Annotated in this window: 11 protein-coding genes; 3 read left to right on the top strand and 8 right to left on the bottom strand. The window is 46.4% G+C overall.

Features of this window, described 5'->3' with window-relative positions; genetic code table 11:
• Positions 1–5 precede the first annotated feature (5 nt).
• Complete coding sequence (locus EZV61_RS10315) at positions 6–221, bottom strand: hypothetical protein (protein WP_131415458.1); 216 nt, start codon at positions 219–221, stop codon at positions 6–8.
• 205 nt (positions 222–426) lie between these two features.
• Positions 427–2,226 (bottom strand): GGDEF domain-containing protein, encoded by a 1,800-nt coding sequence (locus EZV61_RS10320; protein WP_131415460.1) that lies wholly within the window; start codon positions 2,224–2,226, stop codon positions 427–429.
• A gap of 215 nt (positions 2,227–2,441) precedes the next feature.
• On the opposite strand from EZV61_RS10320, the gene EZV61_RS10325 reads away from it, so the two are divergent.
• Both EZV61_RS10325 and EZV61_RS10330 read left to right on the top strand, forming a co-directional pair.
• Positions 2,442–2,627 carry a hypothetical protein gene (locus EZV61_RS10325; protein ID WP_131415462.1) on the top strand — a complete coding sequence of 62 codons (186 nt, stop codon included), beginning with the start codon at positions 2,442–2,444 and terminating at the stop codon, positions 2,625–2,627.
• A gap of 81 nt (positions 2,628–2,708) precedes the next feature.
• Positions 2,709–3,131, top strand: coding sequence for a hypothetical protein (locus EZV61_RS10330; RefSeq protein ID WP_131415464.1), 423 nt, complete (start codon positions 2,709–2,711; stop codon positions 3,129–3,131).
• A 37-nt stretch (positions 3,132–3,168) separates the two neighbouring features.
• Here the strand turns inward: EZV61_RS10330 and EZV61_RS10335 are convergent, their stop codons facing one another.
• The 4 genes from EZV61_RS10335 to EZV61_RS10350 all read right to left on the bottom strand — a co-directional run bounded on the left by EZV61_RS10335 (position 3,169) and on the right by EZV61_RS10350 (position 9,336).
• The gene (locus tag EZV61_RS10335) at positions 3,169–4,032 is read right to left on the bottom strand and encodes a putative RNA methyltransferase (protein ID WP_131415466.1); all 864 of its coding nucleotides are present in this window, start codon (positions 4,030–4,032) and stop codon (positions 3,169–3,171) included.
• A gap of 165 nt (positions 4,033–4,197) precedes the next feature.
• The gene (locus EZV61_RS10340; RefSeq protein WP_131415468.1) at positions 4,198–6,078 is read right to left on the bottom strand and encodes a tetratricopeptide repeat-containing diguanylate cyclase; all 1,881 of its coding nucleotides are present in this window, start codon (positions 6,076–6,078) and stop codon (positions 4,198–4,200) included.
• Positions 6,079–6,235: 157 nt separating this feature from the next.
• The gene (locus EZV61_RS10345) at positions 6,236–8,125 is read right to left on the bottom strand and encodes a sensor histidine kinase (RefSeq protein ID WP_131415470.1); all 1,890 of its coding nucleotides are present in this window, start codon (positions 8,123–8,125) and stop codon (positions 6,236–6,238) included.
• The gene (locus EZV61_RS10350) at positions 8,122–9,336 is read right to left on the bottom strand and encodes a sugar ABC transporter substrate-binding protein (protein WP_165569578.1); all 1,215 of its coding nucleotides are present in this window, start codon (positions 9,334–9,336) and stop codon (positions 8,122–8,124) included. The genes EZV61_RS10345 and EZV61_RS10350 overlap by 4 nt, the downstream gene beginning before the upstream one ends.
• 210 nt (positions 9,337–9,546) lie before the next feature.
• On the opposite strand from EZV61_RS10350, the gene EZV61_RS10355 reads away from it, so the two are divergent.
• Positions 9,547–11,214, top strand: coding sequence for an AMP-binding protein (locus EZV61_RS10355; RefSeq protein WP_240695186.1), 1,668 nt, complete (start codon positions 9,547–9,549; stop codon positions 11,212–11,214).
• A gap of 67 nt (positions 11,215–11,281) precedes the next feature.
• Here the strand turns inward: EZV61_RS10355 and EZV61_RS10360 are convergent, their stop codons facing one another.
• Positions 11,282–12,970 (bottom strand): NAD-dependent malic enzyme, encoded by a 1,689-nt coding sequence (locus EZV61_RS10360; protein WP_131415624.1) that lies wholly within the window; start codon positions 12,968–12,970, stop codon positions 11,282–11,284.
• A 137-nt stretch (positions 12,971–13,107) separates the two neighbouring features.
• The gene (locus EZV61_RS10365; RefSeq protein WP_114336679.1) at positions 13,108–13,596 is read right to left on the bottom strand and encodes a YajQ family cyclic di-GMP-binding protein; all 489 of its coding nucleotides are present in this window, start codon (positions 13,594–13,596) and stop codon (positions 13,108–13,110) included.
• Between the last annotated feature and the right edge of the window lie 411 nt (positions 13,597–14,007).

The following is a 14,007-nucleotide window of genomic DNA, read 5'->3' on the forward strand; positions in this document are numbered from 1 at the left end:
GAACATTAACGTGAGTATGAATTAATTGTCTTCTTGGGGTTGGCCTTGGCCTGCAACCCAGTCAAAACTTCCAAAGCAGCCACATCCTGGGCTAACAGCAGCTGCTGTTCTTGCGCTGACAGCTCAGCATCAGCCATTAACTTTTCAGGTTCTAATTGGTATGCAGTAGCAAATGAAGCATCAGCTCCTAACTTATGCATGAAATCAATTAATTTGGACATAGTTCCTTCCTTATTCCGTCAATGGTTCATCTCTCGAATCTACGAATAGTGCAAGAATAATTAATGACTGCACTGCGATCTACCTAATCAAAACTAGCGACATTTACTCGGTAGAGCAAGGTTAAATAAGCAAAAACTGGTTTAAATTCATTATTATAAGAAAGACAGACTAAAATATACCATTGCAGCGCTATTGATAAAGTGACTAATCGGAGAGTGTGCTTAAGGCGGGGTTCAATGGCGCTTGATAGAATTCGACCCGATCGCGCCCAGCTCTTTTGGCTGAATAGAGTGCTTTATCCGCACAGTCGATCAACTTATCTAACGATGCCGTTTTATCGGCCTCATCGACTACTGCAGCACCATAACTAAGCGTAACGGTAACCATACGTCCCTGCTCATGAACTGGCACCATAGACAAACGACATCTGTCTATCACAGCCTGCGCTTGTGCTTTGTTGGCACCGGGCAAAAACAGGGTAAATTCTTCACCGCCGGTACGGGCTAAAATATCGTTTTGTCGAATGCTACTACGTAATTGGCTTGCAACTGCTTTTAACATACGGTCACCGGCAGCATGACCATAGGTGTCATTCACCTGTTTAAACCAATCGATATCAGCCATGATGACGGTAAAAGGTAAACTACGTTTTTGATGAGAAGCGTATACCCGTTCAGCAATTTCCAATCCGTGTCGACGATTATAGATCTCGGTTAATCCATCCACGGATGCCAAATGCCGGAACTGATGACTATTACTTTTATAACGGGTCATCAGGTAGAAAAGCAGTAAACAGACGCCGACCGTCACAGCCAACACCGAACCCAATATCCATAACCGCTGGCTACTGGCTGACTCACGTAACTCGAAAAGCTGTTGTTCTTTCTCCAACAGCGCGAGTTGACGATTCTTTTCATTGGTTTCAAATTGGGTTTGTAAAAAGGCCATGCGCTGGGCCTTTGCATCATCCATAATGCGGTTGGAAATAATCCGCTGCTTTTTATAATACTCCGCCACAGCCTTGTGATTGCCCTTCTTCTCTTCTAGTTCAGCGGACAATAGCAATGCATCTGCATACTCAACTAGCATTTCAAATCGTTCCGCCTCAGGCACAACGATGTCTAACAATTGCTCAGCAGCCTGATCATCGCCCATTAATACCAATAGCTTTGCTATCTGCAACTTCGACTCAATGATCCCCCAGCGATAGTCAACAGCTTCTAAATGAGCCAGACCTTCAAGTGCTTTTTCATAAGCTTGTTGATAACCGCCACGGGAAGACAACATTTCTGAATAAGTCAGCTTAGCCATGCCCAGGTAAAGCACCTCATTGCCAGCCTCGCAAAACTTTAACGCTTGGTTGTAAGTTTCTTCAACCGCCAGATCATTTTTCATCTCTTGATAGACAAACATCAAACCAATCAGTGCGTCACATTGCGCTTTATCCGTGCCGATTTGCTTGGCAATAGCCACATCACTTAATGCGTACTCTTTGGCTTTCTCATGGTCTCCGGCACCGATGAACTGCTCGGCAGCAACACTGTACACAATCTGTTGTGAGGCAATATCTGTGGTTAACTCGACCAACGGCAACATCTCATTCAGATAACGAAACGCTCGCTCGTAGTCACTTTCCACGTAAGCCATCTGTGACAGCAACGAATAGGCGCGGATCATCTGCTCGGTAGCGAGGTCATGATAAAACAGGGAATTGATTTTCTGTTTGGCGTGTTCATAAGCACCTTTCAGTATCAACTGATGTGCGTCGACCAAAAGTAACCTATCCCGCTCTTTTTGCGACAGCTGGTCAAAATTGCGATTTAATTCAGTAAGTAGCGCTTGCACTTTGGCTGGTTCAGAGTGGCTGAGTGCTTCAGCCTCAGTCAATAGGCTATGGTAATGAGAAGAGGTTGCGTGAGCTTGAATGCTAGTAAAAAAGATTAACATCAAGGCACAAAAGCATACTGAAGACAGTCTGAACTTCAGTATTTTCTGCTCACTCAACTTTTTTCCTAACAAAAAATAGATACTCACATAGTATGCGGCATTAAACAGGCCGCTTTCCCTTGTATATTTCGCTAGTTTACTTAATCCAACGATGAGGCGCCACGGTTCCTTTAGCGATAACGAAAATTCTGGTCAGGCCAAAATAATGCAGGGAGGGTTTCCCAAACTGGGTCTATATTTAGAGTGATTCGATTAATTAGGGATGATAACGAATGTCTAACCCCGCCCACAAAATATTGGTATTAGCTACCACATCCTCACTACCCGATGCTGAATCAAATATGTTGGTCGAATTAACTAGCGATGCTGATCGATTCATCAATCATAACTTCCCAATAGATTGGCGGGGGCAACATCGCTGTGGCTTGGCCTTACGAGCAACGCCCATCAAAGCCTAAACTTACAACAAGTCTTAGATTTGGCTGATTAGGCAGCTTCATCGGCCCGCAGCATTACCATAGGATAGAAGGAGATATACAATGTCTGTACCCATAACGAAAGTCATGTTGATTGTTTCAACTGCTACAGAGGCAAATGCTGATTCTGATATGTTTGTCGAGTTGCATATCGCCGGCCTATCAGGTGCTGAACTCCCCTTAGCAGGCACGCAAGGTGCCTCAAAAATATTTGAGATTCCAACATCAGGCGATCTAAACCTAGATCAGGTATCGCCAACAGATATTGAGCTCAGCGTCGATGGCGATGCGCCATCAAGCTTTAACGCATGGTTACCTGGCAGTTGCTATGTGCTTGGCAAAGGGGATTCAACCGATTATCAGTTACTCTGCGCCATTCCTGAGTGGCCCAGTTCAATCTGGTTTTGTGCTGATAGTAGTGCCCATGAGGATCCGCCCGCCTTTAACGGCGTAGTGACATTACAGATGGTGCTTGACGCCATGTAGCACCGAAAGGGGCGAGGTGCTGCCCCTTGAGTTTTTCCTAATCTTTGACAAACACGCGAAAAGAAACGTCAATAGTCAGCGTTAAATGCTCAAGTGAGGTCACCTTCTCTATCCCCTCTTTCGGTGCGCGATGCATGTGTGGCGTCATTCCCAACAACCGTTCAATATCTGCACTAGGCAGATCACGTTTCACTGTCAGTCGTTCACTGTGAGACAGCGAAAAACCTGCCTCTATCGCCCCATCATTGGACGCCGGCTGAAACGGTTTGATTGTCGGATAGAGCAACTTGCGCATTTCGATCAAATGATCTTCATACGTATCAACCAGTATTAGCACGCCACCGGATTTAAGCGTACCAGCAAAAGAGTCATAGCAATGGAAGCCGAATGCACAAAGAATAAGGTCAGTACTCGCCCTATTTACGGGAATAGACTTATTACTCGCTACAATCCATTGAATCGATTTGTCGCGTTTGGCCGCAGCTTGCACTGCCCATTTTGATATATCTAATCCGCAGAGAAGCACCTCTGTCGCCAGTGATAAGCGGCGCAGATGAGTGGCTAATTCAGTCAAATAGTAACCCTCACCACACCCGCCATCAATCACTGTATAACTCTCTAGCGAAGAACGAGTAGTGAGTTGTTTGCTTACAAGATCATTGATCTTTTCAGCTATCGCGTCGTAATACCCGCCGGCCAAAAACGCGTGGCGCCACTGCACCATTTGCTTAGAATCTCCAGGGGAAAGGCTGCGTTTGTTTTGCACCGGTAGCAAATTCACATGACCATTACGTGACTTATCAAAACTATGCCCGGCACCACAAACCAAACGCGAGGGCTCGGCGACCAATGGTTTTGCACATAGCGGACAGACAAGCTTATTCAATGGGGAAACTATCATTAACGGATGCCACTTAGAGACTTTCAGCGCATATAGTAAGCCAACCTGCGAACAGCGGCCATCTCTCTATTAAACAAGGCCTGCTTAACTACACATGGCGCCTTGTCGATAGACAATAACGATAGAAAGTTGCCGATGACTTAAATTGCTTTGCAATCGGGCGCTCTAGCGTTCAATTTCAACGCAATCACGTCCATTTTCCTTGGCGCGGTATAGTGCATTATCCGCCCTCTGGATCAGTTCAGACAAATTACTGTCATCTGCTGTTAATTGCGCCACCCCAATACTGACTGAAACCTTCATATCAACGGCAATAGTCGAGGTATCAATGTCTGAGATCTTTTGACGCAACCGCTCTGCAACCTTTGCCGCATGATCCAGTCCGGCTCCAGGTAATAGCGCTAAAAACTCCTCTCCCCCTGTTCTGCCAACACGATCCTGATAACGCATGACAGACAACGATGCTGGTGCAATCAGTCGTAGCACTTCATCTCCACCGTGGTGGCCATAGGTATCATTTATGCGTTTAAAGAAATCAATATCAAACACAAGTACTGAGAATGGCGCGTGTTCAGCTCTCGCATGATCGATCATCTCTTTGCCACGCTGAAGGATGTCACGCCGGTTAGGTAATCCAGTAAGCTCATCAGTTGATGCTAACCGGTGTAGCTGCCGCTTACTGTTCACTTGTCGAATGAGAAACACCAAGGCAACCAATAAAAGTATGCCACCGAGAAACAGCACTATCAGTTGCCATCTCCGTCGCTCCTCTAACGACTCGACCTGCTTTTGCTTAATTAAAGTGTCGGCTTTCAAACGCTCATTTTCAGCTTCTTTTCTTGCGACATCGAACTCAACCTGCATTCGAACCGTTTGCTGTTTACGCAACATAAGATCGAGTTGTTCATGATTGCGCTGATACTCTTCAGTGGTTTCATAGGCTTCCTGCCAGCGTTTCTCTGCTGACAAGGCTTTAGCTTTTGCTTGCAGCAACCAAGCTAAATATCGAAAATTCTTCTCTTTACGAATGCTGGGTTCAGCGAGGTCAAAATAATCAAGTGCCTTTTGGTTGTCACCCAACTGGTAATGTGCTCGTCCGATAAATAAGTGCACTAATGCCGATGTGCCAAAATCTGGATGTTCGTCGAAAATAGCTTCCGACAACGACAAATGCTTAAGCGCTTGCGTAGGTTTCTCTAGAGCAAGCATTACCCCGGCAATGTTTAAACGCGAAAATGCAACACCGTAATCATCAGATTGAGCTAAATAGTAATCTAATGCATCGCTATATAGCGTATAAGCTTGTTGATATTGGCCTTGGTCCTCAAGCACCAAGGCAATCTGTTCACGTATCTCTAACAAGGCACTGACCTTGTCCTCTTCAAGAAAAATACGCTCCAACTGTTGGTAATACTCCAGCGCACGATCAAAGTTGCCTATTCGGCGGTAGGTATTCGCTATCGAAGCCATGTTTTGCCGGATCCAATAGGTGATATCAGCTGATTCGTAATACTTCTGCGCAACAAGTAGATCGCCGAGACCAAGCGCTAACTCCCCTTGATAGGCATAGAGATCGCCACGGCTCGAATATGCATCGGCGATCAACTGCTCATGTTCGCTGTTGGTAACTAGCTCAATTGCGAGGTTGTAATCTTGCAAGGCCAGATCTACATCACCATATACTTGCTCGTAGTAGCCGCGACAGAGATGGAAGTCCGCTATCGCAGCCAAGTCGTTAGCGGCTTCAGCCTCAGCAATATAGTTAGTAGCCACCGCAATGAGCTTAGGTGGTGTCTGAACATCGTTCGGTTCCAAGCTCCAGCAATGCAGACGTTTCCAACGCATTAACAACGCATTGTCGGCCACATCAATGGTGTTATAAAGCGACTGTAAACGCCGTTGGAATTCTGCCGTAGTGACATACTGCCCAGCTTCTAGCGCATCAAACTCGCGCTCAATTTCTGATGGCGCGGCAGCCCAAATAATGCTGCTGCCCAAAATGACAATCAGCGTTGCCGTTGCTAACCGGCTGAAAATTTTAAACAAGATGAAACCTTATAGCTTTTAAGTTGGAAATATTGGGTATATAGCCCTCAGAACCGCATTTTACCGTTGAACAACGATAAGTTTAGTACTGAATGCAATAGGCTTGATCTCAAACAGACATGTCTAATGCATATTAACGGATCGTAGATAGGGTTGGCTAAGCTGGCGTTAATGGCGCCGTAATTACAAACCGCAAACCACCACTTTGACCATGAGAGGCTGTTATCTTTCCGCCTAGTTTTTGCGTCACCATATTGTAGACGATATGCATCCCCAGCCCGGTGCAGCCCCGGTTTCGACCCGTCGTAAAAAAGGGTTCAAAAAGGCGACTCATCACCTCATCGGAGACACCAGCGCCATCATCTTCATAGCTGAGTGTTAAATTATCCGCCGTTACTTCATAACTAATGGCTATGCGATGGATCTGGCTTTTCTCAAAGCCATGCTTAAGACTATTTAAAACAAAGTTGCAGATAATATGGCTAAATGCACCTGGATAACTGTCAAGTTCTAAGCTCTCATCGCCCTTCACTTCTATTTCTACCTGATACTTCTTGGTTTCCGCTTTCAGGCTAGCGACGACCTCACGCACATACGTACCCAACCCGAAAATTCTGCGATAGCCACTGGACTGGTCGACAGAAACTTCCTTGAAGGTTCTAACCAGTTCTGCTCCCCGATGGAGGTTATATTCGAGAAGTGAGAGCACTTCGTCTGATCGCCCAAAAAAACGCTGTAGTTCGCTACGTTTTAATTTTCCAGCGTCAAAACTATTCACGATAGATCTAAGATCATCGGCCATGGTCGTCGTGGCAGTTAATGAGATACCTAATGGCGTGTTTATTTCATGGGCTACGCCAGCAACTAACTGGCCAAGTTGAGCATTTTTTTCTGTTTCCACCAAATGGCTTTGTAGCTTTCTTAACTGTTCAAGGGTATCTGACAATTCAACATTCGTTGAGCGTAACAACTCGGTACGTTCCAAAACCTTGCACTCTAGCTGAGCCTGATCTTCTATCACTCGGCTGGTAAGCCTATTAACCAGGGCTAAAAGCTGCGCTGGCTCTCGGTAACGGACGTCTACAGAAGACTGGCCATAGTCACCAAGGGAGATACGTGCGACAAGGTTAGACAACTGTTTAAACGGTGCTAGGAGTCGCTTTGCCACGATAAACGATACGATAAGGACAGCCGTCAATAGCGCTGCCAGCACTAAGCTAAGTTGAATAATGGTTTTATTAACCTGCGTCGACACCATGGATTTCGGTACGCCGACTTCAATCACTAACGATACGTCAGCACCAGCATCCTGCTCCACGACGTAAGTAATATAGTCGCCGCGATCATACTGGCTGTTATACGCATCGTGATCGTTAATCACGATGGAAAACAATCGCGCCCCATCCAATGTGCCAGACACCTTATCTACCATCTCATCAACATCAATGAACATAACTAACGCACCAGTTAAAGTGGTGGTCGGCGCATCTTTCAAGCTAACAAGATGCAGTGGAGTCATAAAAGTGACAACTGAGCGAGAGCCTCCTTCGTCAAACGATAACGAAATAATATCGACTTTGATTTCATCGGTGTGATCGGCGAGAAGGTTTGTTTTCAAAAAGTCCTGCAATTGAGAATCGATCGCTGATAAGTCGTACAACAGATACTCAATAGGGCTTGCTTCTGTGGCTACACCAAGACTATCGAATATCACTGCGCCGACACCGGATTGCTCTCTAACCAGCCAGCGATCGAGTTTTGCAGTAGCATAGCCGGCGAAAGCACCATTTCGTGACGCTTGCGCTACATCATTGTCGCTCCCAATTTCGACGACGCGCTCCATTGTTCCGGTGATATCTGCTGCAATTAGCCCACCAACAGCATCGGCTTGCAACCTGGCGCGGTTTTGACTTTGATCGACAAGAACTTCCTGTAAGGTGGATACAAAACCAACGCTGATTAACAGAGCAGGCAGCAAAGCAAAGCCAACAATGACTGCGACTAAAATACGACTTAACTGTGGTTGATCTTTATCCGTAATATTCATTGTTTCTGCGTTTCTGACTGCCGTCGCAGCTCTCGCTCAGCATGGGTTTGCATAAACTCAACCGCCTGCTCTCCGGTCGCTTTACCTCGCATATAGAGCGCAACTCCCTTAGCCATACCGATCCATGCGGCGGACATTTCTGGCGACGGAGGCATGGGGATCGTGTGCTCCATCTGCGCAAAAAACACCGCCATATCTGGATCATCTTTGAATGATTGCTTAATCTCGCTATACGCCTGTGTTGTTGTCGGCATCATCCCAGTCTCTTGATACATCACTCTCTGGGCATCTGCCGTCAGCATGAACCGAACAAAACTGTCGATATCTGATTTTCGGTGTCCGTTTAAAGCGTCCCCCGGAAACATCAAGGTAATTGAAGAGCTCATTGACCGCATTCGAGCGCCGTCGACCTTTGGTAACATGGCAACACCAAAATCTTGTCCAAGCTTTTGCTTTAGCTGGTTAAATGCCCAGTCGCCATTGATCGCATAGGCGTACTCACCGGCAATGAACTTTTCATAAACACACTCATAGGAACAGCGCATGTTAATAGCGCCGAGTTCAGTTTGTTGCCGATAGTACTCTAAGCCTTTCGCAATCTCCGGCGAGCCAAGTTGTATGCCATTGTCATCAACAGGTACTCCACCAAACGCCGTCAAAAATGGTATCACCCAGTACATTTCCATCGGCTTCCAGGCAATTAGATTTACTCCTTTCCCCTCTACAATCTCTCGTTGAGCGATTAGCCCTGCCCAACTGTTCGCAGACTCAGCAACCAGGCTCTTATTGAAGTAAAGCATCAAGTGGTTGCCGTAAAGCAAAGGAACGCCATACTGTTTGCCACCATCAGTCACACTGCTTGTTGCCCCCTTGATAATCGGTTGGCTAAACGGTTCGGCGATCTCTGAAAGCTTCAAAATGGCACGGTTGCCAATAAAGTCTGATGGTGCAAAGATAATGTCAGGGGCGACGCCCTCTCCCACAGCTCGAATCGAAGAGGCTTTCAGGTCACCAGTCGGCATGTGCTGCACAACAAGCGTTATCCCGGTCTCAGCTTGAAATTGCTGACCAAGCTTGGTAAACGCACTTTCTGCTTCAAATTTTTCGTACCAAAGTACGAGTTGGCGCTCTTTGCCCGATACCCCCGCACTGATCGGCAATGAAGCGACTAAGATCAACCAAATAAATCTAACGAAAAAAGTGTATCTCATTGTCATGTCGCCCTATTTCTCCTGAGTAGTAAGCATGGCTAAGATAGAATATTTTTTCATCTTCTTGGGTCAAATAATCATTCGTTAACGGGGAACCAAATCACGGTCTAGCAATCAGACTGCCTAAGTCTGCTCCGTATTGGCATTATCATCACCGAGCAACTATATCTAGCTAACTGTAGCCAGTACATTTTCATCCAGAATAATAAGGTGGAACCCACATTGATAAGAATGCCCATTGATGAGTTAAAGCACCGCAGCGAACAACACCCCGACAAGATCTATTTACGCCAACCGGACAATGGCCAGGTTCAAGACTATAGCTGGGCACAGGTATACAGCACTGCAACGCAGCTTGCCGGAGCGTTAGTACATCAAGGGTTAAAAAAAGGCGATCGTGTCGCTATTATCGGGAAGAATTGCGCAGAGTGGTTTATAGCTGACTGGGCGATCATGATGGCAGGAATGATATCGGTTCCTATCTATCCAACGGTCGGTAGAAAAACGCTGGCTCACATACTTAATCACAGTGAAGTAAAGCTAGCGTTTATCGGTAAGTTAGACAATAGCCATGCCCTATCTGAGGTGGTAAAGAATACCGCATTCAGCACGTTGCTAACCGTTGCCATGCCTTATCCAACAGTTCCATGTGATTTTAGCTGGGCCAATTTCTTAAACGTGGCACCGCCTCTTGCTGACCTTCATACACCTGATGATGATGAAGTGATGACCATCATCTATACCTCTGGCAGCACCGGTACCCCAAAAGGCGTTGTGATGAGTTACGAGGCCTACCGCTATGCCAGTGCCCAAACCCAATTGAGTTTAGGCGTACTTGATAGTGATCGCGTGATATCTTATCTGCCTCTAGCTCATATCACCGAGCGAGGCGTGATCCAAGGTCCTAGCTTGTATGCGGGCTGTACCGTCTATTTTGTTGAATCGTTAGCTACCTTTATCGACGATCTCAACCGCGCACAACCTACATTTTTCCTATCCGTGCCCAGGCTTTGGAACAAATTTCTTGCCAATATTCATGCGCGACTGTCGCCGAAGAAGCTGTCCTTTCTTCTGTCACTCCCTATCGTAGGTAACCTCGTTGCGCAAAAAATACGCCGCACGTTGGGGCTGGATAAAGTCAGGGTTTTCGGCTCCGGCTCGGCACCGATATCGCCGGAAATACTCCGTTGGTATAAAAAACTGGGAATGAACATTTCCGAAGGCTGGGGGATGACAGAAACCGGTGGGCTTTCCTGCTGTAACCTACCTTTCAACGAACTGCATATCGGTAGCATCGGCAATCCTATAGAAGGTACTGAAATTAAACTGTCGAAGCAGGGAGAGATACTGATACGCAGCCCCGGACTGTTCCAAGAGTACTATCAGGATCCTGAACTCACCGAAGCCAGTTTCACTGAAGATGGCTTCTTTTGTACCGGCGACAAGGGCACTTTTAATAGCGAAATAGGCGCCTATCAGATCACCGGGCGAGTCAAAGAGCTATTCAAAACAGAAAAGGGAAAATATGTTGCCCCCGTGCCACTGGAGTCTCGCCTTGGTGAAAGCGAATTACTAGAGCAGATCTGTGTCATGGGCACGCTAATGCCACAACCGGTCGCCGTTGTCGTATTAAGCGAGACCTCCACTAAAATGAGTAACTCGGCGATCGAACTTAGCTTATCGGCAACACTCGAAAAGATTAATCAACGCTTGGAAGCCCATGAAAAGATCGCTCAGATATTCGTAGCTAAAGACGAGTGGACAATAGAAAACGATCTATTAACCCCAACCCTTAAGATAAAACGAGCGGATATCGAGGAGCGTTATCTTCCGTTAATCGCCAACCTCTCAGAAAAAAAGGTAGCTTGGGAACAATAGCTGCCCAGGTAAAATTAGAAATAGCGTACTGAATCGATATCAGCACGCTATTTCAATTAAAGAGAGATCAAAATGAGGTACGTTTGTAACGACGGTATTCCGGCTTCCAAAAGCTGTCATCAATCGCTTGCTCTAGGGCGTCGTCACTGATCTGAGTAGCCACGCCATCCGCCATTGCAGCAATAGCGACATCAAACGCAATTTTCCGACTAACTAACTGCACATCTTCCATCGGTGGCAGCAACGCACCTACACCATCAATAGCCAGCGGAGACGTGTCAGCTAAAGCGCGACTGGCAGCCATCAACATATTATCAGTGATACGCTTAGCACCGCAGGCCAGCGCCCCCAGTCCAATACCTGGGAATATGTAACTGTTATTGCACTGTGCTATCTCAAACACCTGCTCACCTAATGCAACGGGCGAAAATGGGCTACCCGTAGCAACAAGCGCTTCTCCCTGTGTCCATTGCAATATCTCTGCGGGCGTTGCTTCAACGCGACTGGTCGGGTTCGACAGTGGCAACACAATCGGCCGAGAGCAATGCTGATGCATCTCTCTAATTATCTGTTCAGTAAATAGCCCTGGCACCCCAGAAACGCCGATCAATACACTCGGTTTCCCCTGCTTCACGACGTCGAGCAGCGACACATTGCCCTCTTCGTCACTCCAGTGGCCGGTTGACTCGATACTTTGGGTCAATTTTTGTTGAAACGGCAACAAATTGGGCATCCCATCTTGGAGAAGGCCCCAACGATCGACCATATAAACCTGTGATCTCGCTTGGCTATCTGAGATCCCTTCGGCCACCATCTGCGCAATAATTGCTTCAGCGATCCCACAACCAGCGGAACCGGCACCAAGAAAAGCTATACGTTGTTGGTGCAGAGCGCTGCCAGCCGCTTTACAGGCCGCGAGTAATGAACCAACCGTAACCGCTGCAGTACCCTGAATGTCATCATTAAAACAACATAGTTTATCTCGATAGCGTTCTAGTACGGGCATCGCATTCTTCTGAGCGAAATCTTCAAACTGCACCAGCGCGTCAGGCCAGCGTACTTTAATCGCTTCCATCACATCATCAACAAATCGGTAGTACTCATCGCCGGATATACGGGGATGACGCCACCCCAGATACATGGGATCATCAATGAGCTGGGGGTTGTTGGTGCCCACATCTAAGACTAGGGGCAGCGTGTAGGCGGGGCTAATGCCACCACAAGCGGTATAAAGGCTCAGTTTTCCTATCGGGATCCCCATGCCACCAATACCTTGATCGCCCAACCCCAAAATACGTTCGCCATCGGTAATAACGATCACTTTTACGTTATGACGAATAGAGTTATTAAGAATATCTTCGATACGTTCCCTGTCGGGATAACTAACAAATAGGCCACGAGAACGACGGTAATTGCGAGAAAACTGTTCACAGGCGTGACCAACCGTCGGCGTATAGATAATCGGCATCATCTCGGAAATATGATCAGCAACCAGCTTATAGAACAGTGTCTCATTGGTATCTTGAATGTTACGTAGATAGATATGCTTATCTATGTCAGATTCAAACGCTTTATACTGCAGATACGCACGCTCACCTTGCTCCTCGATGCTCTCAATAGCACTAGGAACCAGCCCTTCAAGATTGAACTCTCGCCGTTCAAGCTCGGAGAAACCACTGCCCTTGTTGAGTAAGGCAGTTTCTAACAGAATAGGGCCAGCATAAGGAATGTAGACGGGGCGTTTATCAGGCATCAGATGACTCGTTATTGGCGCCAACGGGCGATTGTTTTGTTTAGATATATCTTAAAACGCAGTTAAGACTGCAATTTCAGACAGTGTACCACCGCCATCCTTTTGATAGAAAAACAAAAGAATGGCGCTTCAAGTCATTTTTAATCTCGAAAATTATCGAACTGAAGCGCTTGCTCTAACTCTTCCGCCCTTAGCATTGCGATAACGGACTGCAGGTCGTCACGCTTTTTGCCGGTAACCCGCACCTTTTCACCTTGAATAGACGCCTGAACCTTTAGCTTTTTCTCTTTGATTAACTTGACTATTTTTTTTGAAAGCAAAGTATCGAGTCCCTGCTGAAAACGCACAATACGACTAAATGACTTACCTCTATGGATATCCTTTTCGTCGATTTTAATCGCTTTGGGATCGACATTTCGTTTAACCATTGCGGCACGCAGCATGTCTTCCATCTGCTGCAGTTGGAAATCACCTCCTTCCGCTTTAATGGTTACCACCAGTTCCTTTAAATCAAAGCTTGCTTCGACATTTCTAAAATCAAAACGGTTGTTCAGCTCCCGACTCGCATTTTCCACAGCGTGTTTCACATCCACGACATCGACTTCAGAAACAACATCAAACGTAGGCATCTCTATTATTCCTCATACACAAAAACATAGGGTTAGAAGCGGTCAACGTATTCTAAACCCTAATCTGCTTTGAATCATGGCTTTGGATGCACAGATATTGCAAAATTAACCCTCACTGGAAGAATAGATTTGCTGCTATTTCAAGCAGTATTATGCATATCCATAGCTAAAACCTAAATATTCATGCATATTTTTCGAATAAAAAGCGAGAAATTACCCACGCATAATGGTATAAACCACGGTTCGGATCTTTCTTAATTGTACGGAGCCTAATGCTCTGCGCATAAAAATGCGCGTCTGACCAAGCGTGTTCCCCCTTGGTCGTCGTATTAAAGAAAGTGACATTACAGGGATCGATCGGCACTGAGGCGGTAACACGCGCCCAGCTACTCATAGAAGTAAACGCAATAG

Origin of the sequence: Corallincola luteus (assembly GCF_004336975.1) — a bacterium.
GTDB lineage: Bacteria > Pseudomonadota > Gammaproteobacteria > Enterobacterales > Neiellaceae > Corallincola > Corallincola holothuriorum.

Bases quoted from the DNA above. Each gene is read 5' to 3' on its own strand.
- EZV61_RS10315 (WP_131415458.1), bottom strand. From the start codon at position 221: ATGTCCAAATTAATTGATTTCATGCATAAGTTAGGAGCTGATGCTTCA.
- EZV61_RS10345 (WP_131415470.1), bottom strand. From the start codon at position 8,125: ATGAATATTACGGATAAAGATCAACCACAGTTAAGTCGTATTTTAGTC.
- EZV61_RS10325 (WP_131415462.1), top strand. From the start codon at position 2,442: ATGTCTAACCCCGCCCACAAAATATTGGTATTAGCTACCACATCCTCA.
- EZV61_RS10365 (WP_114336679.1), bottom strand. From the start codon at position 13,596: ATGCCTACGTTTGATGTTGTTTCTGAAGTCGATGTCGTGGATGTGAAA.
- EZV61_RS10330 (WP_131415464.1), top strand. From the start codon at position 2,709: ATGTCTGTACCCATAACGAAAGTCATGTTGATTGTTTCAACTGCTACA.
- EZV61_RS10350 (WP_165569578.1), bottom strand. From the start codon at position 9,336: ATGAGATACACTTTTTTCGTTAGATTTATTTGGTTGATCTTAGTCGCT.
- EZV61_RS10335 (WP_131415466.1), bottom strand. From the start codon at position 4,032: ATGATAGTTTCCCCATTGAATAAGCTTGTCTGTCCGCTATGTGCAAAA.